The following is a 21,278-nucleotide window of genomic DNA, read 5'->3' as shown; positions in this document are numbered from 1 at the left end:
TTATGCCTTCTCAACCTGACCGACGTTGCTGTGCTGCGGATTGCACTTGCCGAGCGGCGTCGGCTTCGCAATGGTCAGCGTGTTGATGCATCCACCGTAGTCAACGCGATCGCCAGACATGTCGGCGTTGTGCCAAGAGCCCTGCGGAATGAACACATGGCCAGGCATGGCGCGCGGCGTGACCTTCGCAAGGATGCGAATCTCGCCACGATCGTTGAACACCTTCACGGTGTCACCGTCCTTGATGCCGCGAGATTCGGCATCGGCAGGGTTCATCCACGCGAAGTGCGGAGCAGCATCTTGCACGATCTGGTTGTTCGCGTACGAAGAGTGCGTGTGCGCCTTGTAGTGGAATCCCTGAATCAGCAGCGGGTACTCGTCGCTCAGGTCCTGGTAGCTCTCAAAGCCTGGGTCGAAGAACGGAATCGGCTCAACGGTTCCCTCTTCAAGATCCCACGTGTCCCTGATCTTCGCCAGGTCCTCGGAGTAAATCTCGATCTTGCCGGAAGGAGTCTTCAGCGGATTGGCCTCAGGATCAGCAATGAACTTTTGGTGCGCGATAAGTTCGCCGACGCGCTCTTCCTTGTAGAAGCCCATCTTGACGCCCTCTTCCCACGTGGGGATTTGCGGGTTCTTCGCACGGAAGTCCTCGTAGAGCTTCTTCGTCCAGTCTTCGCGCGTCTTGCCGCCGTCGGTGTACTCGTCGTATACGCCCAGGCGCTTCGCAAGTTCCGAGCACACCTCGTAGATGCCACGGCGCTCGAACTTCTCTTCGTACACCGGCTGGCCGTAGATGATGGCCTTCAGGTTGTCGTTGTACGGCGCGCCAACCAGGCTCAGCTGCTCTTGGCTGGTCAGGTCAGGCAGAATGATGTCAGCGTACTTGCAAGAGTCGGTCATGAAGACGTCGCAGCACACGATGAACTCGCACTTCGATTCGTCAACCAGCACGTCGTGCGAGTGGTTGATGTCGGAATGCTGGTTGGTCAAAGCGTTGCCGGCATAGTTGAACAGGAACTTGATGCCGCTCTTCAACTTCTCGGCCTTCATGATGCCGGAGTTCAGGTTCGTCATGGTTTCAGGCGCCTCGATGGCCTTGTACCACAGGAAGAACGGAATCTGCGTGCTCACCGCGTTTTTGCCCGCGGGGAAGCCGCTCATGGCGAAACCGATCTTGTTTTCGCGGCGGCCGTCGTTCATGCCCGGCTTGCCGATCTGGCCAAGCAGCTGCGGCAGAACCATGATGGCACGGCCCGTTGCCTCGCCGTTGGAGTGGCGCTGAGAGCCGTAACCCTGGGTGATGAACACAGGGTTCGCCTCGTGCATTTCGCGAGCAAGGTCCTTGATGCGCTGTTCGGGAACCAACGTGATCTTCGAAGCCCATGCAGGGGTCTTCGGCGTCATGTCGTAGCCAGTGCCCAGGATGTAGTCTTTGTACGAGGCGTTCTTGCCCTTTGCAGACTCAGGCAGCGTCTCCTCGTCATAGCCGACGCAATACTTGTGCAGGAACTCTTCGTCAGCCCAACCGTTGTTGATGATCTCATACGACAGAGCTGCGCACAGCGCGGCGTCAGTGCCCGTGCGAATCGGAATCCACTCGGTGTTGTCGCCAGCTGCCGTGTCGTTCAGGCGCGGGTCGATGTTGATGATGCGCAGGTTGTGTTTTTCGCGAGCGTACACCAGGTTGTTGCCCTGACCGGTGCCGCCCATGCGGGTTTCAACGGGGCTCGAGCCGAACATGACCACAAGCTCGTTGTCCTGCAACGTTTGATAGTTGCTACCGTAGCCGCCCGCTTCGCCATACGTATAGAAAGAAGAACGCATCAGCTGACCGTTGCTGTACGTACCATAGTAGGTAAGGTAGCCGCCCGTAAGGTTCAGCAAACGGCCGACCGGGCTGGAACCCCAAACACCCATGGTCACGCCAGAGGCGTACTGCAGGTACATGGACTCGTCGCCGTACTTTTCGCGAATACGCTTCATCTCGCTTGCGATGGTGTCGAGAGCCTCGTCCCACGAGATGCGCTCGAACTTGCCTTCGCCGCGCTTTGCACCCTCCGCGCGCTTCATGGGGTAGTTCAGGCGCTCGGAGCTTTGCAGCCAGCGGCGAGCAGAGCGGCCGCGCAGGCAAGCGCGCATCTGCGGATCGGCGAAATCGCCGGAGCCCGTGTTGTCGGACTCGATGTACTTGATTTCCCCGTCCTGGACGTGGCACTTCCACACGCAGCAGCAACCGCAGTTCACGGCGCAATGCGTGTAGACGATCTTCTCCTCGGATTCTGCGTGCGCAGGTTCAGTGGCGTTGAACAGGTTTGCGCCCGTTGCAGCAGCGCCGCCGACAGCTGCCAGAGCACCCAGCGCACCAGTCGACTTGACGAACGTGCGACGGTTCATGCATGGCATGTCTTGCATTGCCTCCCCCTTCGTTTCGTTTCGCGCCTTGCCGAAACAGCCTCTTGCTGCGGCAGACACGCCTCCTTCGCACGGCGTTTTCCGCCGCGCGCCGCACCCATCCTCAGCGGGATTCGTCATTCCCTTGAGCGCGGATTTGATGGGCAAACCTTACCGCGCCGCCTGCGCGGTCGTGTCACATAAAACGTGCGAATTTTACGTTTACCCAGGTCAAAAGCTATCACACGCGGCAACATGTGACACAACGAGCCTTACGGGACGCTATACTGTTCAAGGGAGATTATTGCTGCGCGCACATGCAGCTCAACGCTTGCGCACGACAAGGCGCGGCCGCCGAAAACGCCAAGAAGGGCGACGGCCGCACCGCATCGGTGCGCCATCATAGACGAGGACGACCGTGGCACAAACCCGCTTCTCCGATATAGCACGCACGTTCAAGCCAAACGTTGCGGCGCTTGGCTATGCGCTGTTCTTGGCCATCAACGCCGCCGGCGTTTGGGGCGGCGTGTTCCCGTTTCTGCCCATGAATTTCCAAACGCCGGAGATCACGTTCTGGTTCTTCTTGGCGCAATCGCTTGTGTTCTCGCTGTGTTACTTCGCCAGCGCCGTAGGTGTGTACTACTTCCCCGGCCCCACGCGCAAGTTCATCGTCATGCTTGCCAGCGCGCCGTACCTGCTGGGTTGGTGCTGCCTTATCGGCGCCATCTACGTTCACGATGCCGCGCTGCCGCTTGTTGTAGCCGGCGGCGCGCTGCTGGGCCTTGGCTCAGCGGGCTTCTATATGCTGTGGCAGCGCCTGTTCGCCAGCCTTGACGCCGACCGCGGCAACCACGACCTTATCCTGGGAACCGCGTACGGCGCGCTTCTCTATTTCGCGCTGTATGCCATCCCGCAGGCTGTTACCGCGTTTTTGATCCCGCTGGTGTTCATGCCGCTGTTCGCACTTGCCATCACGCTGAAAAGCCGCGAAATCGACCTGCGCCAGCCCATGTTCGACGACATCCCGCGAGACCATCCGCAGGTGTATCGACGCGTACTGCGCGACTACTGGCGCCCCGCTCTGTGCATCGGCGCCATGGCGTTTTGCGCGGGCGTCATGCGCGCGCTTGCCATCGGCGAGCCGCAAGTAGGCAGCCTGGTGAACATGATGTCCATGCTCGGCTGCCTTGTTGCCGGTGCCGGCGTGCTGGTGCTGTGGCAGTTCAAGAACGTGCGCATGAACGTCAGCGGCGCCTATCGCGTGGCGTTTCCCATCATCATCACGTCGTTTCTGCTGCTGCCGTTTTTGACCATCGGCTACGCGCGCCGGCAGGCTGCCATCCTGTACGCCGTGTACAGCGTGGGCATCATGCTTATGATGATCCAATGCGCGCAAGTCTCGCGCGACCGCGGCATCAACCCCGTGTTCATCTACGGCTTCGTGGCCGGCGTGGTATACGCGCTGCACGACGTGGGATTTCTGGCCGGCACGTTCGCCGAGCAAATCCGCGTCATCGGCATGGAGCCCACGGCCATCGTGGCGCTGGTGGCCGTGTATTTGCTGGGGCTTATGTTCTTCATCGGGCAGGGCGGCTTCAAGCGCGCGCTGGCAGGCGCCGACGCCGAGGACATCGAGCTTATGGCCGGCGCGGCGGCAGGTGCTTTAAGCGCAGCCGATGTTGAGGAGCGTCTGACCGATCTTGATGAAGGCGAAGCGGCCCCCGGCGGCGAGACCGCGCGCGCCACCGTAATGCTTGACAGCTGCGCCGCCGCCTGCCCCTACGCGGGCCAAGGCTCGGGCAGCAACGTCAAGCCCATCATCATCCCGCTGGCGGTCGAAGGAAATGCGGGCCCCGGCGGCGAGGGCGGTACAGCAAGCGCCGAAGCCCGCGGCGAAAGCGATGCGCGCAAAGCCGTTGGCGAGCAATCCGCAAGCGGCGGCCGCAGCACCGCCGAGCAAGGCATTGCAACCGCCAACGATCACGCCACGGCCCCGCAGCCCACACCCGCCAGGAGCGCCGACGGCCCCACGTACCAGGACCGTCTTTCGAAGCAGGCAGCGCTTGTGCGCCAGCATTACCGCCTGTCAGCGCGCGAAACCGAGGTTATGGAGCTCATCGCGCGCGGCAACACCGTCGCACGCATCGCCGAGCAGCTGGTGGTGTCCGAGAACACCATCCGCACGCACAGCAAGCGCATCTACGCCAAGCTCGACATCCACAAAAAGCAAGAGCTGCTCGACCTTGTGGAAACGTTCAACCCGAAAGACCTCAAGGAATAGCGCCTCTGTGATGGCAAGAATCGGGGCTTTCTGTAGCTAGAATTCGAATAGCGGCTTCCGTTGGCAAGAATCTGCCATTCCTGCAGCTTCTCGCCCCCTCCCGAGATACAGGCATCCCCAATTCTTGCCAAATCGAAGCCTTTGAGGACCGAAGGGGATACAGGAACCCTCGATTCTTGCCACCCCGCGCAAAGTTTTGCGCCCAAGCTACAGAAAGCCCCGATTCTTGCCCAAACCAACCTTCCGCTCGCAAGATCACACCCGCAGCGCTCAGATTCGCCGCAGACGGCGCGAGGGGGTGCCGCATCTCGGCACCCCCTCGCGCAAAGCCCAATTCGGTTCGCGTCCCAGCCATCAAGGCTATTGCCGCACAGACTGCTACATCTCGGCGATCTGCGCTTGGGAGTCCTGGTACGTCACCCAGCCGGCCGGCAGCTCGTCTACCGCCTCGGCGTGGCACTGCGTGCAGTACAGCGTGGACGCGCGGTGCGCCTTGTGGCACGTGCCGCAGTCGATGTCGCCGTGCTGGCGCGTGTGCGGGTTGAACGGCATGTCGGCCGTCGCCTGCTCCAAATCGTCGCGCGACGTGATGCCGATGGCGTCGTGGCAGCCGCTCTTCAGGCAGAATGCCTCAGAGCCGCCGTCCTTGTCTGAATCCACCATCAGGTCGTTCACGCTGCGCTCGGGCAGCGGGTACTCGTAGTTGCCCGAAACCCACGCCATGCCTTCGCTCATCTGCTGGTCAAGCGAGGGCTCGTGGCAGCCCATACAACCCTGACCTGCGCTTGCGTGCACAACGGCCAGCATGGAGTTCGTGTTCGAAACCTCGTTGCCGTACGCGTCGACGCCCTGCGTGTTCGGCGTGGCCTCGTACGTGTCAAGGTACGTTGACATGGGCGTATGGCACACTATGCCGCAGAAGCTCGGCGTCTCGTGCCACGCCAGCATGCCGCAGCCGGCCACCACCAGCACCGCCACAACCACTACGGCAACGGTGATGCCGCGCTTATGCCTGCGCGGCGCCGGAGCAGCCGGCGAAGCGCCTTCGCCCTGCGCGCGCTCATCGCGGTTTTCGTTCTCGGTCATTTCTCTTGCCTCCTAACGTTTCCTCGATGCCCGTTACGCCTGCGCCGCCGCAGCCGCGGCCTTCTGGCCCGCAAGCCTGCCGGACGTATACGACCAGTTCAGGCCGCAACCACCCGACGGGTAGTCGTCGTAGATGAACGAGCCGCAACACACCTCGCCCGCCGAATAGTAGTTCGGGATGGGGTTGCCGGACGTGTCAAGCACCTGCAGATCCGTGTTCACGTGGTAGCCGCCGAAGCTGCCGTGCGTGCACACGCCCATGGTCAGCACGTAGAACGGCGCCTTCTCGATGGGAACCAGGTTCGCCGCCTTCTTCTTGAACTGCGTGTCCTCGCCAGCGCGCGCCATCTCGTTGTACGCGTCCAGCGATGCCTGCAGCGCCTGCCCCGAAATGCCTAACGCCTCGGCCGCCTCGGCCGCCGTATCGCCCTTCGCAAACACGCCACTTTTCAGCCCGCGGTCGAAGTTTGCCTTCAACCCGCTGCTCAGCGCGTCGTACATGGCCTGGTCGTACACGGCGAAGAACTTCTGGTCGTGGAAGTGAGCCACCTGGTAGTAGATGTCGTGCGTCTGGCCGCCCTCGTTGGCGAAGCGCTCGCCCGCAGAGTTCACCCACATGGCCTTCGTGCTGATAAGCTTCGACTGGCCGGGCTCGACCGGACACGCCAGGATGCCGTTTGTGCCGCCGTGGCCCACGTAGTCGGCACCGATGTCCAGGCCCATCTGCAGGCCTTCGCCCGTCAAGCCCACGCCCACCTCGGTGTACACGCCGGAATAGTCGGGCATGTACTTGTCGATCATCTCGGGGTTGCGGCAGAAGCCACCCGTTGCCATGATGGTTTTCTTCGCGCTGTACTGCACCAGCTCGCCTGCGCCGCTGCGCGCCAGCACGCCGGTAACGGCGCCGTTGTCTACCACCAGCGATTCGGCCGGCATGCCGAAGTGGAACTGCACGCCATTCTCGCGCGCCAGCGCCGTCACGGCGCTTAACGCGTCGTAGGCGCTGTTCTTGCAGTTGTGGGCGCGGGCCACCGTGTCGGTGCCTTTCAGCGACAGCGTGTCCTTGAACGGCACATGCAGGTCTTCGCGCAGCCAGTCGATGGTCTTGCCGAACTCCTCCGAGCACATCACTTGGATGTCGCGGTCAAGCTTGTCGCCGCCGCGACGGAGCAGGTACGCCAAGAAGTCCTCGGCGCTGTCGTCGACGCCTTTCTCCTTCTGCATCTGCGTGTTCGCGCCGTACAGCGTGCCAAGCGCCAGCGAGCTCGACCCGGCAAGCCACGCCTCCTTCTCGATGAGGATGGTGCTCGCGCCGGCGCATGCCGCCATCGCGGCTGCCGACACGCCCGCACCGCCGCCGCCGACCACCAGCACGTCGCACGACACCGTTTTCGACACGTTTGCGGACGCCTCGCTTTTCGGCGTGCAGCCGAACAGGCCACCGCCCGCCAGCGCCAACATGCCGCCGCCCACCAGCGTGGCGAACTGACGGCGCGTCAGCGACCGCGCGCTTTCGGATTGTCTCATCCGTCCCTCCTTCTCCGTTGCGAACAGCGCAGCGCCCGTCTTTTGGCGGGAAGCCTGCTGCGTTTTGCCTTCCCGGCCGTTCGCATCCTTGGGCTTTCAACGCGCCCCATAGTAGGCGCGCACGCGCACGCCCAGAAGCCACCTATCGTGTGAAAATGCAGCGGGTGATTTCTATACAAGCATGTGACCTGGTGTTTTATCCTCACACGGTTCGTGCGAGGTACCTTTTTGCAGGCTGCAAACGCTTACGACCGTACACCCTGGCAGCCTGTTATAATTTGCGAGAATATAAAAGAAGGGAAGCAACAGCATGGCCGCACAACCCGGCACCAACGGCACGGACGCACGACGGAATGCGACATTTTGCGCCGCCGCACCGTATAACGTGGGCAACGTGCCAGACGCTCCGGGCGGCACGAGTTTCGCTTGCGTGGTGGCCAATGAGTCAGATAGCGTTTCCGCCGCCAATCACTCCGCGTCGCAAACCCAAGACGCATCGGGCGCAGCAGCTTATACCCATGCCGCCAGCGCGCCCGCAAACTTAAGCACCACCCACACCGCCCCGCATGCCGGGCATGAGGACACAGGCGCAGGCGCAAATTCATCGCAATCCCAATCATCGAGCAACGGTGCGCTTTCCCGCTGGTTCGGCGCGCCATTCATGCCGTGCTTTCTGGGCCTTGCCGCACTGCGCGTTTGGCTGCAAGTCAACGAATTCGGCGGCTACGCGCAGTCGGACAACGGCATCATCACCATCCTCAGCAACCTCACGTACGGCCTGACGTTCTTGATAGCCGCGGCCGTCGCATGGCGCAAGCCGCCCACACCGCGCACCGAGCACGCCATCGCCTTCATTGCCGCAGCGCTCATGCTGGTCGCCCCGCTGCTGATGCTGGCCGGGCTCGCGCCGAACGCCGGCGCGGTTGCCACGGCAGGCGCGCTGCTGGTCGGCGTGGCCGGCGCGTTCGGCGGCGGCATGTGGGCATGCGCCTACACACGCTTGCCGCTGAAACCTGCGCTCATGTACGCGTTCGCCTCGCTGGCGCTCGGCTCGCTCGGCGGGCTTGCGGTCAGCTTCCTGCCCGAGGGGTCGCGCTATATCGCTAGCCTGTTCATGCCCGCGCTTTCCCTCCTGTGCTTCGAGCGCACACGTACGTACACCGGCGACATGCCGCTTGGTGAACTGGCAGGCAACAGCCACGGCGCAACTCCGCTAGCCGCAAACGCTAGCGACGCGCAAACCACGCCGACAAACGAGAACCGCGAGACCGCCAGCACGCAAACGCCCGGCCGCAACGCCGACGCGGCTACCATGCGTTTTGGGAAAGCCGCCAGCCACCCCTATGACAACGAGCCGAAGCTTTCGCTTGCCCTCATCATCGGCGGCATCGCCGTCTTCGGCCTGGCGCTGGGCCTCTCGCGCGGGTTTCCCGCAGGCAGCCCCGTGCCGTTCGGCCTTCCCGTGCGCTTCGTTCACCAGCTTGGCGTAGTGGCCATCAGCGCCGGCTTTCTGTGGTGGATCGGCGCGAAAGGCCGGCACATCAGTTTCTCTTTGCTGTGGCGCCTTGAAATCGTCATCGCCGCAACCGGTGCGTTTATCCTGATGGTGCTTCCGGGCGCCGCCACGGAAATTGCCGTGGCAATCGTCAACATCGCTGACATGCTGATGCTGTGCGTGCTGTTCATCACCGCGCAAGACGTGGCGCGTCACTCGTCGCTGCACCCGTTCGTCATCTTCGGCGGCGCCTGGGCCGCGCGCGTGCTGTCGCGTAACCTGGGCCGCACCGTGGTTTTCGCCCTGTCGCCCATGACGCAATCGGAAAGCGCCGTGCTCGGCGTCATCGTGTTCGCGCTGTCGCTGAGCATGGTATGCCTGCTGACGGACAACCTCCCCCGCACGCGCAAGCTCTTCATCTACGACGACGAATCCGGCGAAGCAGCAGCCAGCCGCACTGCTTCAGGTCCCGCCGCTTACGAGACGGAAAGCGAAGGCAGCACAGCAGCCAACGTCGCAGCAGCAAGTTCCGCCGCTCTCCCAGCAAATTGCGAAACCGCCGCTCCAGATTCGCGAACCCAAGCGGAACCTCACGCGGAAGGCCCCGCCCCGCAGACGAAAAGCTCCACGCCCGGCGCGCAGCTCGAAAAGCCCGCAGTGGCAAGCTCCGACGAGCAGGTGCGAGAATGGCTGCGCACCAAGCACGGCCTAACGGCTCGCGAAATCGACGTCGCGCTGCTCATCGCGCGCGGGCGCAGCAAGACCTTCATTGCAAACGAACTTTTCATCTCGGAAAACACCGTGCGCACGCACTCGAAAAACGTCTACGCGAAGCTAGGCATCCACTCCCGCGAGGAGCTCATCAGCCTCTTCGAGAATCGCACGCACTCATAAGCGACCCCGGTGTATGGCAAGAATTCAAGCTTTCTGTAGATGCAGCGCTCCTGAATCAAAATTCTGGCAAGAAATAAGGCTTCCTGTAGCTCCCTTTCGGCTTGCAAGATACAGAAATCGAGGATTCGTGCCAAAAGAGCCCTCGGCAAGCCAGATATAGCTACAGAATTGCGGGTTTCTTGCCAGCACAACCGATTTCGCGACCTTCGGCTACAGAAACCCCTGATTCTTGCCAGCCTCACGCAAAGTTTCGCGCTCGAACTACAAAACCTCTGATCCCTGCCAACCTTGCGCCGCAAACTGCCGAGCGGGCCTCGCGGCTAGCCAGCCGGCCATCAGTTCGTCACGTCGCCGTCCTGGTCAAGGCTGATGGCATCGCCCACATACGTTGAAGGCATGCGGAACAACGCCTTGAAGAAGTCTTTCGTGCGCGCGGGCACCTCGCGTATGTCGTACTGCAGCTGCTTTTGGTACTCGTGATAGTCGCTCGGCACGCCCGTAGCCTGCATCCCCAGGCTTTTCGCCGACCACAGCGCGCGATACAGGTGATACGTCTGCGTTGCCACCACAATGTGCTGGCACCCGAACACGTACTTCGCGCGATACATGCTTTCGTACGTGGAGAACCCCGCGTGGTCGCAGAAGATGTCCTCGCTGGGCACGCCTTGCGCAATGGCGTATTGCTTCATAACGCGCACCTCGTTGTACGATTCGGTGCCGTTGTCGCCGCTCATGATAAGTTTCGGCGCAACTCCGGCGAAATACAGCGCGATGCCGTCGTCCAGACGGTCTTGCAAAATGCCCGACGGCGTGCCATCGGCGAACACGGATGCGCCCAGCACCACAATGGCGTCCGCACTGCTGATGCTGGCTTCATCGGCGCTCACGATGGAACCCTTCGCCCCCACGATGGTCGCCACATTCGTCACGGCAAACACCGCAACGATCGCAAGCGCAACGGCTACGACCATATCCAGCACCCGCCTTAGGCATCCCTTATGTTTCTTCGCACTGCTCATAGGCAACCGACAATAGCAAACGGCGAAAGCCCCTCGCAAGCGTTTGCGAATAACGGCGCAACAACGTCACTCAAACTTAACCGGAAAAGCAAAGAGCCCAAAGGCTTCCTTAAGGTTCCCACGAACGCTCCAGGCAACAGGGGCATGGCTAGCGTCACCAGAGGAATGGCAAAGGGCCCGGACGCTACCACCTTACTATCGCCGCCCCCTGCTACTCAGCATCGCCGCCGGAGCGTCTTGCGCCCGCACACCCACCGGGTTCCCCCATCCGCCCCCGCGCCACTCTCCATCCACCATCGAGCCTTGTCGTCCATCGCGCCTCCTGCAACCCCGCCCAAACAAAAAGCGGGCGGTGCCGCATGTTCTGCAGCACCGCCCGCAGCGGTTGCCTTCGCGAAAGCGCCGAAACGCTATTCGCTATTTGGCCACAATGTTTACCAGGCGGCCGGGCACCACGATAACCTTCTTCAGGTCCTTGCCCTCCACGGCGGCCTTCACGGCTTCAAGCGCCACGGCCTTCACGTCGTCCTCGGCAGCATCGGCCGCAACAGTGATGCGCGCCTTCACCTTGCCGTTGACCTGCACGGCCAGCTCAACCTCGTCGTCCTTGGCCTTCTCGGGGTCGAACTCGGGCCACTCCTCAGTGTGGATGGAGCCCTCGTGACCCAGCACGTCGTGCCACAGCTCTTCGGTCATGTGCGGGCAGATAGGCGCCAGCAGCTTCACCAGCACCTCGGCAATCTCGGTGGCAAATGCCTGCTCATCTGCGGAAGCGGCGCGCTGCTCGGGGCCGACCTTGCGCAGGTAGTCGCCCGCAGCGTTGGCCAGCTCCATGATGGCGGCGATGGCGGTGTTGAAGTTGTTGCGGTCGAAGTCGTCCACAACCTTGCCCGCCACACGGTGACGCTCGCGCAGCAGCACCTTGCGCGCTGCCGTAACGTCGGCGTCGGAGGCGCCGGGCTGGAACAGCGTGTCCTCGTCGGCCGCACCCGCCAGGTCGTTCACCATGCGCCACACGCGGTTGAGGAACTTGTGCATGCCGGCCAGGCCGTCCTCGTTCCACTGCAGTTCCTTGTCAGGCGGAGCCATGAACAGGATGTACGCGCGCACGGCATCGCAGCCGTAACCGGCGATCATGTCCTCGGGCGAGATGACGTTGCCCTTCGACTTGCTCATAACGTCGCCGTGCTCGTCAAGCACCATGCCCTGGCACAGCAGGTTCTTGAACGGCTCGTCAAAGTCCACCATGCCCATGTCGCGCAGCACCTTCGTGAAGAAGCGGCTGTACAGCAAGTGCAAAATTGCGTGCTCAATGCCGCCGATGTACTGGTCAACGGGCATCCAGCGGTTCGTCTTGGCGCTATCGAACGGCAGCTCGGTGTTGTGCGGATCGGTGTAGCGTAGGTAATACCAGCTCGAGCACGTGAACGTGTCCATGGTGTCCGTCTCGCGACGCGCCTCGCCACCGCACTTCGGGCACGTGCACTTCGCGAAACCCTCGTGCGTGGCCAGCGTTTCGCCGGCAGCCAGGTCGATGTCCTCGGGCAGGCGCACCGGCAGGTCCTCTTCGGGAACCGGCACCAGGCCGCACTTGTCGCAATAAATCATGGGGATGGGGTTGCCCCAATAGCGCTGGCGGGAAATCAGCCAATCGCGCAGGCGGAACTCCACCTTGCGACGGCCGCGGCCCATGGCCTCCAGGTCGGCGACGATGGCCTCTTCGCCCTCGGAATGCTTGCCGCCGGTCAGGCCCGTGTACTTGCCAGACTGCACCAGGCGCCCCTCGGCCTCCATGGCCGCATCCCAGTCAACGCGGGTGACCACGCGGTTCTGCTCGTCTTTGAGCTGCTCGAACAGCGGGTCGTCATCGCCCAAGATGATGGGGATGATAGGCAGGTCGTACTTCTTTGCGAACTCGAAGTCGCGCTGGTCGCCGCACGGCACGGCCATAACCGCGCCGGTGCCGTAGTCGGCCACGATGTAGTCGGCCACCCATACGGGCACCTTCTCGCCGTTGACGGGGTTCACCACATAGCGGCCCGTGAACGCACCGTGCTTTTCCTTGTTGCCCTGCGCGCGCTCAACAGCGGTGATCTTCTTCGCGTCCTCGACCACCTGCATGACGGCAGCCTCGTATTCCGTGCCCTCCACCAGGCCCTTCAGGATGGGGCTTTCGGGAGCAAGCAGGAAGAAGCTGCAGCCGAACAGCGTATCGGCGCGCGTGGTGAACACGGTGATCAGGTCGTCATCCGTGGGGTTTTCCGGCACGTTGCCGTCTTTGTCGCACAGCGTGAACTTCACTTCGGCGCCCTCGGAGCGGCCGATCCAGTTCGCCTGCATCTGCTTGACGCGCTCGGGCCAGCCGTCCAGCTGATCAAGGTCGTCAAGCAGCTCCTGCGCGTAATCGGTGATCTTGAAGTACCACTGCGTCAGGTCGCGCTTCTCAACCGCGCTGTTGCAACGCCAGCATTCACCTTCGGTGACCTGCTCGTTTGCAAGCACCGTCTGGCACTTCGGGCACCAGTTCACCGGAGAATTGCGGCGCTCCACCAGGCCGCGCTTCCAGAACTGCAGGAAAATCCACTGGCCCCAGCGGTAATATTCGGGGTCGCACGCCACAACGGTGCGATCCCAGTCATAGGACAGGCCCATGCGCTTGAAGCTGGCCTTCTGCGTTTCGATATTCGCGTACGTCCACTTTGCGGGGTGGCTATGATGTTTGATGGCAGCGTTTTCAGCCGGCAGACCAAACGCGTCCCAGCCCATGGGGTGCAGCACGTCGAAGCCGCGCATCTTGGAGTAACGGGCAATCACGTCGCCGATGGTGTAGTTGCGCACGTGGCCCATGTGGATGTCGCCCGACGGATACGGGAACATCTCAAGCACGTACTTCTTCGGCTTGGAATGGTCTTCCGTCACCTTGTGCAGGTTGGAGTCCTCCCAAACCTTCTGCCAACGAGGCTCAATCTCGTGAGGGTTGTACTGTTTCATCGTCTATCTTTCCTTGACTGACGCGGTAATTCACACGTTAGCCATTGTAGCAGCAAGCAACAACAAGCGCCCCCGCACGATGCGAGGGCGCTTGAGATTTCAAACAAGTGCCTGTCTTTGGCTTTGCGAGCTAGCGCTTGATGTTGTAGAACGCGTTGCGGCCGGCGTACTGCGCCTGGGAGTCCAGCTCCTCTTCGATGCGCAGCAGCTGGTTGTACTTGGCCACGCGGTCGCTGCGGCACGGGGCGCCGGTCTTGATCTGGCCAGTGTTCAGCGCCACGGCCAAGTCGGCGATGGTGGTGTCCTCGGTCTCGCCGGAACGATGGGACATAACGCACGCATAGCCAGCCTGCTTGGCCATCTCGATGGCGTCAAGCGTCTCGGACAGGCTGCCGATCTGGTTCACCTTGATAAGGATGGCGTTCGCGCAGCCCAGCTCGATGCCCTTGGCCAGACGCTTGGAGTTCGTAACGAACAGGTCGTCGCCCACCAGCTGCACGCGGTCGCCGATGCGGTCGGTCAGGGCCTTCCAACCGTTCCAATCCTCCTCGGCCATGCCGTCTTCGATGGAGATGATCGGGTACTTGTCGACCAAAGCCTCCCAGTAGTCCACCATTTCGGCGCTGGTAAGCTCACGGCCTTCGCCCGCCAATTCGTACTTGCCGGTTTCAGCGTTGTAAAACTCCGTGGATGCCGGGTCCATGGCGAACATGATGTCCTCGCCGGGCTTGTAACCAGCAGCCTCGCAAGCCTTCACGATGTACTGCAGCGGCTCTTCGTTCGTGGTGAAGTTCGGCGCGAAGCCGCCCTCGTCACCAACGCCGCCGCCCAGGCCGGCCTCGTGCAGCACCTTCTTCAGCGTGTGATAGATCTCGGCGCACCAGCGCAGCGCCTCGGCGAACGTCTCCGCGCCCACCGGCATGATCATGAACTCCTGGAAGTCCACGTTGTTGTCGGCATGCACGCCGCCGTTGAGAATGTTCATCATAGGCGTGGGCAGGATATGGCCGTTCACACCGCCGATGTACTTGTACAGGGGCAGGCCGGCGGATTCGGCAGCGGCCTTTGCGCAGGCCAGCGACACGCCCAGGATGGCGTTTGCGCCCAGAGCGCCCTTGTTGTCCGTGCCGTCAAGCTCCAGCATCACGTCGTCGATAGCGCGCTGGTCGTCTGCCTCGAAGCCGATGAGGGCATCGGCAATTTCGTCGTTCACATGGCCAACGGCATCAAGCGTGCCCTTGCCCAGATAGCGATCCTTGTCGCAATCGCGCAGCTCAACGGCCTCGAATGCGCCCGTAGACGCGCCGGAGGGAACAGCCGCACGACCGAAGGAACCATCCTCCAGCACAACTTCCACTTCAACGGTGGGGTTGCCGCGAGAGTCCAGGACTTCACGCCCGAACACATCGATGATGACGCTCATGAATGCCTCCTTGTAGGATGTTTCCTTTGACCTTGGCGCCTCACTTGCACCAAGCCATACGGGTTCATGATACCACGCGTGCGCGGCAGCGCCCCCGCGCTCCGACGGACGGCACGATGGGCTCGTGCGCGGAAGTCCGCATTACAGGAACGCCGCAACAACCGCCATGAACGCGAGTCCACCAACCAGAGAAACCACATCAGCAACGTTCATACGCGGCTGCCGCAAAACGCTTCGCTTAACATCAAGCCCATAGCAGCGCGCATCCATGGCAACGGACAGTTTATCCGCCCGGCGGAACATGCCAACGAACAGAGGAATGAACACCGATGACCATGCAGACAGGCGCTTCAGAAGGCTGCCATCCGTAAACGGAGCACCGCGCGACCACTGGGCGTCATGCACTGCGCACAGCTCCTGTGCCATCACGGGGATAAAACGCAGCGCCATACAGGCCACCATAGCGAAATCGTCAACGGGGACTTTCAGCACGCGAAGCGGCCGCAAAAACGATTGCAAGGCATCGGTCAGCTGCGAAGACGTAGTGGTAAGCACCACCGCCAAACTTGCCAACACCAGTAAAATCATGCGGATGCCGTAGAAAACTCCCAGTCCAAGCCCCACCTGCTGGTTTATCGATGCGAACACCACCGTAAATGCCGCCAACACATATACGGGAATCCCCATGGCAAGCACCCGCACAACCGGAATTCGCGCAAGCAAAATTGACGCAACGAACAACGCCGCAAGCAGACCCTGCCCCACCCAGGAATCCACCCAAAACAGCGAGATGGTAAATCCAAACAGCAGCATCACCTTCACGCGCGCGTCGCACGCATGAACGATGCTGGAACCCGGAATATATGCGCTCGTCTGCAATTGCATGAAGCGAAGTATAGCGCACGCAGGCTTGATGCTTATAGCAAGCGCTTTCGACCTTGCCAATAACGACATGCGCGCAGTATCAGGGGCTCTCACCCCTCGTCGATACAAGCATGGCAAAGTCTCAAAACCTGACAAGTGACCTGTCCCCTGTCAGGTTTAGCGCACGCGACCTAGTTGTTTGAAAAAAGAAAGGACCCCGAAGGGTCCTTTCAAAACGAGTTTTGCTTGAAAGCCTGAGCTTATTCGGCCTTCTCCTCGGCAGCAGCCTCGGGAGCCTCAGCAGCTTCCTCAGCCTTCTCCTCGGCCTTCGGCTCCTCAACAGCCTCGACCTTCTTCGGAGCAGCCTTCGGGGCAGCGGCCTTCTCAGCCTTCTTGGCCACCGGCTCGGTGCACAGCTCCATGATAACCATGGGAGCATTGTCGCCCTTGCGGTTGCCCAGCTTCATGATGCGGGTGTAGCCACCCTGACGATCGGCGAACATGCCCTGCGCGACCTTCTCGAAGATCTCGCGGACGAGCTCCTTGTCGTTGCCCAGCGCAGCGATGGCCAGACGACGGCTGTGCAGGTCGCCCTTCTTCGCCCAGGTGATGATCTTGTCAACATCGGGGCGGATTTCCTTGGCGCGGGACTCGATGGTCTTGATGCGGTCGTTCAAGAACAGCGCCTGCACCAGGGAACGCTTCATGGCCTTAGTGTGGGCGAAGTCGGTGCCCAGCTTGCGGCCCTTGTAGTTATGCCTCATGGTAGGTATCTCCTATTGCTTCAAATTGAGGTCCATGGAAATAAGCTTGTCCTTCACTTCCTCGATGGACTTCGCACCAAAGTTCCTGATGTTCAGCAGGTCGTTCTCGGAGAACTCGACCAGCTGGCGCACCGAGTGGATACCGGCACGCTTCAGGCAGTTGTACGAGCGGACGGACAGGTCGAGGTCTTCGATCTGCTTGTCAAGCTCGGCGTTCGACTCCTGACCCTCCGGAGCAAAGATGGACGGCACTTCGCCCTCTTCCTCTTCGGGGGTGCTGGTCAGGCTGAGGAACGCACCCATGTACTGGTTGATGATGTTGGCGGCGCGGGTGACTGCGTCGATAGGCGCAATGGAGCCGTCCGTCTCAACTTCCAGAACCAGCTTATCGTAGTCGGTGCGCTGACCCACGCGGGTGTCGGTGACGTTCATCGTGCAACGACGAACCGGGGAGAACAGCGAGTCGACATGGATGACGCCGATGGGGTCTTCCGTGCGCTTGTTGCGCTCAGCAGACACGTAACCGCGGCCCACACCGATGCGCACCGTCATGTCAAGCTGGCCGCCGTCGGCAACCGTGGCAATAACATGCTCGGGGTTGATCAGCGTGAACTCGGCGGGAACCTGCAGGTCCGCACCGGTGACAACGCAGGGACCCTCGGCGGACACATGCGCCGTAGCCTCTTCGATGTCATCGCTCAGAGCCGAGAAGACCAGGCCCTTGACGTTCAGGACGATATCGGTGATATCCTCGATGACGCCCTCGGCCGTGGTGAACTCGTGCTGCACACCTTCGATCTGGATGGCCGTCGCCTTGGCGCCGTCCAGAGAAGACAGCAGAACGCGACGCATGCTGTTACCCAGCGTATAGCCGTAGCCACGCTCCAGCGGTTCCACGATGAAACGCGCAACAGTATCGTTGACTTCTTCCGTTGTTACCGTCGGCCTCATGAACTCTGTCATGTTGGGTAAGCCTCCTTACTATCGCGCGATTACTTGGAGTAGAGCTCGACGATGAGCTGTTCGCGGATGTCGAGATCAATCTGATCGCGGGTCGGAAGAGCAAGAACGCTGCCCTGCAGCTTCTCGATGTCAACTTCCAGCCAAGCAGGCACCTGGAAACGAGCGTTGGAAACGAGAGCGCTCTTGATGACCAGCAGTTCCTTGGACTTGTCAGCAACAGCAATCTTGTCGCCGGCCTTGACGCGGTAGGACGGGATGTCCACGCGACGGCCGTTCACGGTGATGTGACCGTGGGTCACAATCTGACGAGCTTCCTTGCGGGTGCGAGCAAAGCCCAGACGGAAGATAACGCTGTCGAGACGGGACTCGAGGATGATCATCAGGTTGTCGCCGGTGATGCCGGGCATGGACTTAGCCTTGTTGAAGTAGCCGTGGAACTGCTTCTCCAGCACGCCGTAGATGAACTTGACCTTCTGCTTCTCGCGCAGCTGCATCGCGTACTCGGATTCCTTACGACGACGCTTGGGCTCGCGCTTGGAGGTTTTGTTGCTGCTGTAACCCAGCACGACGGGATCCAGGCCCAGCTGGCGGCAGCGCTTAAGAACCGGAGTTCTATTGATAGCCATAGTAAATAGATCCTTTCAGTTACACGCGACGACGCTTCTTGGGGCGGCAGCCGTTGTGCGGGATGGGGGTGCAGTCCTGAATGCTGGAAACTTCCAGGCCGGTCGCCTGCAGGGAACGGATAGCGGTCTCGCGACCAGAACCCGGGCCCTTCACGTACACGGCGACCTTCTTCAGGCCGTGCTCCATAGCCGTCTTGGCGGCAGCCTCAGCAGCCATCTGCGCGGCAAACGGCGTGGACTTACGAGAGCCCTTGAAGCCGACGGTACCGGCGGACTGCCAAGAGATCACGTTGCCCTGAGGATCGGTGATGCTGACGATGGTGTTGTTGAACGTAGACTTGATATGCGCAGCACCAACGGCAATGTTCTTGCGCTCGGAGCGCTTGATGCGCGTGCGCACGTTTTTCTTAGTTGCCACTTCTTAGCTCCCTTACTTACTTCTTCTTGCCGCCGATTTGCTTGCGCGGACCCTTGCGGGTACGAGCGTTCGTGTGGGTGCGCTGACCGCGAACGGGCAGGCCCTTGCGGTGACGCAGGCCACGGTAGCAGCCGATTTCCATAAGGCGCTTAATGTTCTGAGAAACCTCGCGATGCAGATCGCCCTCAACCTTGAGGTTGCCCTGGATGTAGTCGCGGAGCTTCACGAGCTCTTCCTCGGTGAGGTCGTTCGTGCGCGTGTCGGGGTTGATGCCCGTCTCGGCCAAGATCTTCTTGGACGTGGTCAGGCCAATGCCGTAAATGTAGGTCAAGCCGACTTCAATGCGCTTGCCGCGAGGAAGGTCGACACCAACAAGACGTGCCATAGGTAATATCTCCTCTTTCTTCCTAGCCTTGACGCTGCTTATGACGGGGGTTCTCGCAAATCACGAGGACCTTGCCATGGCGTCGAATGATCTTGCACTTGTCGCACATTTTCTTGACCGAAGGACGTACCTTCATTTCAATTTCCTTTCGGTTAATGCGGTCCTATATGTACACACCCAGCCGCTGGTGATTGTTCTCGGGGACAGTAGCGCGCCGGCTTGCGCGCAGGCTGAGACTACTTGAAGCGGTACGTGATGCGCCCGCGGTTCAAGTCGTAGACGGACAGCTCGACCGTCACCTTGTCGCCGGGCAAGATCTTGATGTAATGCATACGCATCTTGCCGGAAATGTGGGCCAGGATTTGGTGGCCGTTTTCCAGCTCCACCTTGAACATGGCGTTCGGCAGGGCTTCAAGAACCTTACCGCCCAGTTCGATAACATCTTGCTTGGTCAACGGTGCTCCTTCAAACTAATTCGTCTTTTCGCAGCAATCCGGAATGATACCAAAAATATTCGATTGTGTGGGAGAAATACATAAAGCGCACAAGACCAGATAAGCTCTTGGCTTTTGAAGTACCTGCATGTCAGGCGTGCGGTCTAGATGCCGCGCAGCCTTCACCACTTGGATTGGGAGAGGCCGCCAGGTATTCGCGCTTGGCGCAGCCGCCTTGTCGGCTATAACGCGCTGGAGTGAATGAGTTGCGTTTCGCGTTCAGATTCTGTAAATGATAGCCCTTCCCTTTCAGCCGTCAAGACTTGTGGAGAAGTTTTCCGCAATCCACCCGCCGCTGCGCAAGGATTGCAAAAGAAAAGCCTTCCGCGATGGAAGGCTTTAAGTTTCGCTGGCTGGGCCACTAGGATTCGAACCTAGGTAGCTGGTACCAAAAACCAGAGTCCTGCCGTTGGACGATGGCCCAGTGCATTCGGTCCGCCGAAGCGGCAGCACATGAAATGGTGGGCCCTGTGGGGATCGAACCCACGACCTTGGGATTAAAAGTCCCCTGCTCTACCGACTGAGCTAAAGGCCCACTTCGCATATGTGCGGCTATCTATTGTAGCGGCGTCAGGTTTTTCGGTCAACGGAAAATCGGAGAATTCGTTTCGTTATACCGAAAACCGATATCCTGGCTTAGAATGGCGGCACTAACCGCCATCAGTTCTTCACGAAGGAAGGCCCGCCATGACGCTGCAACAGCTTCGCTATTTAATTGCCATCGCGGAATATGGCTCCATCAACGCCGCCGCGCAGAACCTGTACGCCTCGCAGTCGAACCTTTCGACCGCCATTAAGGAACTTGAGCAGGAGCTAGGCATCTCCATATTTACGCGCAGCAACCGCGGAGTCACGCTGACGAACGACGGCACCGAGCTTTTGGGTTACGCGCGCCAGGTTATCGAGCAGGCGAACATGCTTGAGGCGCGCTACGCGAACAAGGAGAAGCCGCAGGCACGCCTGGCGGTTTCCACGCAGCATTACGCGTTCAGCGTGCAGGCGTTCGTGAATGTGGTGGAGCAATGCGACGGCGACTACTTCGATTTCATCATGCGAGAAACCACCACGGCCCAGATCATCGACGATGTGCGGTCATTCCGCAGCGAGGTGGGCGTGCTGTACCTTGACGCATTCAACCAGCGTGTGATGCAAAAGGCGTTCGACGATGCTGACGTGGCGTTTTTCCCGCTGTTCGACGCCGGCGTTCATGTGTTCGTGGGCGAAAACCACCCGCTGGCGCATCGCAACATCATCAAGCCCGACGAGCTGACCGAATGGCCACGCTATAGCTTCGAGCAAGGCACCACGAACTCGTTCTATTATTCCGAAGAGCCGCTGAGCTACGTTGAGCACACGCGCAACATCCGCATTTCGGACCGCGGCACGCTTTCCAACCTGCTGACCAGCTACAACGGCTACACGCTGTCCACCGGCGTGCTGTCAAGCGAAATGCACACGGGCATTGTGAGCATCCCGCTTGATACCGACGAGCGCATGACCGTCGGCTACATCATGCACAACGAGCGCAAGCCCTCCCCGCTGCTTGACCGCTACATCGAAGAGCTGCACCGCATCATCAGCGAAAGCGAAGGCGTCGACCCGCGGTAAGGGGTCGACGGCCTGGAAAAGTCAGTTCGCCGGCCGGCAGGCCGGCGAA

The 21,278-nt window shown here is 60.8% G+C and carries 17 protein-coding genes and 2 tRNA genes; 3 read left to right on the top strand and 16 right to left on the bottom strand.

The window, feature by feature from the left end:
* Nucleotides 1-2,412 carry a DMSO/selenate family reductase complex A subunit gene (locus ET524_RS05245; RefSeq protein WP_129423832.1) on the bottom strand — a complete coding sequence of 804 codons (2,412 nt, stop codon included), beginning with the start codon at nucleotides 2,410-2,412 and terminating at the stop codon, nucleotides 1-3.
* Nucleotides 2,413-2,809: 397 nt separating this feature from the next.
* Here ET524_RS05245 and ET524_RS11715 point away from each other — a divergent pair, with 397 nt between their 5' ends.
* Nucleotides 2,810-4,672, top strand: a complete 1,863-nt coding sequence (locus ET524_RS11715) for a helix-turn-helix domain-containing protein (protein WP_201738678.1) — start codon at nucleotides 2,810-2,812, stop codon at nucleotides 4,670-4,672.
* A gap of 378 nt (nucleotides 4,673-5,050) precedes the next feature.
* Here the strand turns inward: ET524_RS11715 and ET524_RS05235 are convergent, their stop codons facing one another.
* Both ET524_RS05235 and ET524_RS05230 read right to left on the bottom strand, forming a co-directional pair.
* Nucleotides 5,051-5,758, bottom strand: coding sequence for a cytochrome c3 family protein (locus ET524_RS05235; RefSeq protein WP_129423830.1), 708 nt, complete (start codon nucleotides 5,756-5,758; stop codon nucleotides 5,051-5,053).
* Between the two features lie 33 nt (nucleotides 5,759-5,791).
* Nucleotides 5,792-7,285 carry an FAD-dependent oxidoreductase gene (locus tag ET524_RS05230; protein WP_129423828.1) on the bottom strand — a complete coding sequence of 498 codons (1,494 nt, stop codon included), beginning with the start codon at nucleotides 7,283-7,285 and terminating at the stop codon, nucleotides 5,792-5,794.
* 310 nt (nucleotides 7,286-7,595) lie between these two features.
* Here ET524_RS05230 and ET524_RS05225 point away from each other — a divergent pair, with 310 nt between their 5' ends.
* Nucleotides 7,596-9,674 (top strand): response regulator transcription factor, encoded by a 2,079-nt coding sequence (locus ET524_RS05225; RefSeq protein ID WP_201738677.1) that lies wholly within the window; start codon nucleotides 7,596-7,598, stop codon nucleotides 9,672-9,674.
* A 335-nt stretch (nucleotides 9,675-10,009) separates the two neighbouring features.
* Here the strand turns inward: ET524_RS05225 and ET524_RS05220 are convergent, their stop codons facing one another.
* The 13 genes from ET524_RS05220 to ET524_RS05160 form a co-directional block, all read right to left on the bottom strand.
* Nucleotides 10,010-10,645 carry a SanA/YdcF family protein gene (locus tag ET524_RS05220; RefSeq protein ID WP_201738676.1) on the bottom strand — a complete coding sequence of 212 codons (636 nt, stop codon included), beginning with the start codon at nucleotides 10,643-10,645 and terminating at the stop codon, nucleotides 10,010-10,012.
* Between the two features lie 465 nt (nucleotides 10,646-11,110).
* Nucleotides 11,111-13,684 carry a leucine--tRNA ligase gene (gene leuS / locus ET524_RS05215; RefSeq protein WP_129423824.1) on the bottom strand — a complete coding sequence of 858 codons (2,574 nt, stop codon included), beginning with the start codon at nucleotides 13,682-13,684 and terminating at the stop codon, nucleotides 11,111-11,113.
* 130 nt (nucleotides 13,685-13,814) lie between these two features.
* Nucleotides 13,815-15,107, bottom strand: coding sequence for a phosphopyruvate hydratase (gene eno / locus ET524_RS05210; RefSeq protein ID WP_129423822.1), 1,293 nt, complete (start codon nucleotides 15,105-15,107; stop codon nucleotides 13,815-13,817).
* 141 nt (nucleotides 15,108-15,248) lie between these two features.
* Nucleotides 15,249-15,992, bottom strand: a complete 744-nt coding sequence (locus ET524_RS05205; protein WP_161566607.1) for an energy-coupling factor transporter transmembrane component T family protein — start codon at nucleotides 15,990-15,992, stop codon at nucleotides 15,249-15,251.
* Nucleotides 15,993-16,231: 239 nt separating this feature from the next.
* Complete coding sequence (gene rplQ, locus ET524_RS05200; protein WP_129423818.1) at nucleotides 16,232-16,735, bottom strand: 50S ribosomal protein L17; 504 nt, start codon at nucleotides 16,733-16,735, stop codon at nucleotides 16,232-16,234.
* A 12-nt stretch (nucleotides 16,736-16,747) separates the two neighbouring features.
* Nucleotides 16,748-17,698 carry a DNA-directed RNA polymerase subunit alpha gene (locus tag ET524_RS05195; RefSeq protein WP_129423816.1) on the bottom strand — a complete coding sequence of 317 codons (951 nt, stop codon included), beginning with the start codon at nucleotides 17,696-17,698 and terminating at the stop codon, nucleotides 16,748-16,750.
* A 29-nt stretch (nucleotides 17,699-17,727) separates the two neighbouring features.
* Entirely contained in the window at nucleotides 17,728-18,324 is a 597-nt protein-coding gene (gene rpsD, locus ET524_RS05190) for a 30S ribosomal protein S4 (RefSeq protein ID WP_129423814.1), read from the bottom strand.
* A 19-nt stretch (nucleotides 18,325-18,343) separates the two neighbouring features.
* Entirely contained in the window at nucleotides 18,344-18,742 is a 399-nt protein-coding gene (rpsK, locus tag ET524_RS05185; protein ID WP_129423812.1) for a 30S ribosomal protein S11, read from the bottom strand.
* A gap of 16 nt (nucleotides 18,743-18,758) precedes the next feature.
* Complete coding sequence (rpsM, locus tag ET524_RS05180; RefSeq protein WP_129423810.1) at nucleotides 18,759-19,127, bottom strand: 30S ribosomal protein S13; 369 nt, start codon at nucleotides 19,125-19,127, stop codon at nucleotides 18,759-18,761.
* Between the two features lie 22 nt (nucleotides 19,128-19,149).
* Nucleotides 19,150-19,263, bottom strand: coding sequence for a 50S ribosomal protein L36 (gene rpmJ / locus ET524_RS05175; RefSeq protein ID WP_006363204.1), 114 nt, complete (start codon nucleotides 19,261-19,263; stop codon nucleotides 19,150-19,152).
* A 100-nt stretch (nucleotides 19,264-19,363) separates the two neighbouring features.
* On the bottom strand, nucleotides 19,364-19,582 hold the full coding sequence (infA, locus tag ET524_RS05170) for a translation initiation factor IF-1 (protein WP_042436934.1): 219 nt from the start codon (nucleotides 19,580-19,582) through the stop codon (nucleotides 19,364-19,366).
* 389 nt (nucleotides 19,583-19,971) lie between these two features.
* Nucleotides 19,972-20,045, bottom strand: a tRNA-Gln gene (locus tag ET524_RS05165).
* Between the two features lie 35 nt (nucleotides 20,046-20,080).
* A tRNA-Lys gene (locus ET524_RS05160) sits at nucleotides 20,081-20,156 on the bottom strand.
* A 152-nt stretch (nucleotides 20,157-20,308) separates the two neighbouring features.
* Here ET524_RS05160 and ET524_RS05155 point away from each other — a divergent pair.
* Nucleotides 20,309-21,229 carry a LysR family transcriptional regulator gene (locus tag ET524_RS05155; protein ID WP_129423808.1) on the top strand — a complete coding sequence of 307 codons (921 nt, stop codon included), beginning with the start codon at nucleotides 20,309-20,311 and terminating at the stop codon, nucleotides 21,227-21,229.
* Nucleotides 21,230-21,278: the final 49 nt, after the last annotated feature.

Source organism: Senegalimassilia faecalis, assembly GCF_004135645.1.
In the GTDB taxonomy this organism is placed as follows: domain Bacteria; phylum Actinomycetota; class Coriobacteriia; order Coriobacteriales; family Eggerthellaceae; genus Senegalimassilia; species Senegalimassilia faecalis.
The sequence above is the reverse complement of the archived record's forward strand: the minus strand, read 5'-3'. Positions and strand labels throughout refer to the sequence as shown.

Excerpts from the sequence above, each read along its gene's own strand:
- eno (WP_129423822.1), bottom strand. The coding sequence starts at position 15,107 with ATGAGCGTCATCATCGATGTGTTCGGGCGTGAAGTCCTGGACTCTCGC.
- ET524_RS05225 (WP_201738677.1), top strand. The coding sequence starts at position 7,596 with ATGGCCGCACAACCCGGCACCAACGGCACGGACGCACGACGGAATGCG.
- ET524_RS05205 (WP_161566607.1), bottom strand. The coding sequence starts at position 15,992 with ATGCAATTGCAGACGAGCGCATATATTCCGGGTTCCAGCATCGTTCAT.
- rplQ (WP_129423818.1), bottom strand. The coding sequence starts at position 16,735 with ATGAGGCATAACTACAAGGGCCGCAAGCTGGGCACCGACTTCGCCCAC.
- ET524_RS05155 (WP_129423808.1), top strand. The coding sequence starts at position 20,309 with ATGACGCTGCAACAGCTTCGCTATTTAATTGCCATCGCGGAATATGGC.
- ET524_RS05235 (WP_129423830.1), bottom strand. The coding sequence starts at position 5,758 with ATGACCGAGAACGAAAACCGCGATGAGCGCGCGCAGGGCGAAGGCGCT.
- ET524_RS05195 (WP_129423816.1), bottom strand. The coding sequence starts at position 17,698 with ATGACAGAGTTCATGAGGCCGACGGTAACAACGGAAGAAGTCAACGAT.
- rpmJ (WP_006363204.1), bottom strand. The coding sequence starts at position 19,263 with ATGAAGGTACGTCCTTCGGTCAAGAAAATGTGCGACAAGTGCAAGATC.
- leuS (WP_129423824.1), bottom strand. The coding sequence starts at position 13,684 with ATGAAACAGTACAACCCTCACGAGATTGAGCCTCGTTGGCAGAAGGTT.
- rpsD (WP_129423814.1), bottom strand. The coding sequence starts at position 18,324 with ATGGCTATCAATAGAACTCCGGTTCTTAAGCGCTGCCGCCAGCTGGGC.
- ET524_RS05230 (WP_129423828.1), bottom strand. The coding sequence starts at position 7,285 with ATGAGACAATCCGAAAGCGCGCGGTCGCTGACGCGCCGTCAGTTCGCC.
- rpsM (WP_129423810.1), bottom strand. The coding sequence starts at position 19,127 with ATGGCACGTCTTGTTGGTGTCGACCTTCCTCGCGGCAAGCGCATTGAA.
- ET524_RS05220 (WP_201738676.1), bottom strand. The coding sequence starts at position 10,645 with ATGGTCGTAGCCGTTGCGCTTGCGATCGTTGCGGTGTTTGCCGTGACG.
- ET524_RS05245 (WP_129423832.1), bottom strand. The coding sequence starts at position 2,412 with ATGCAAGACATGCCATGCATGAACCGTCGCACGTTCGTCAAGTCGACT.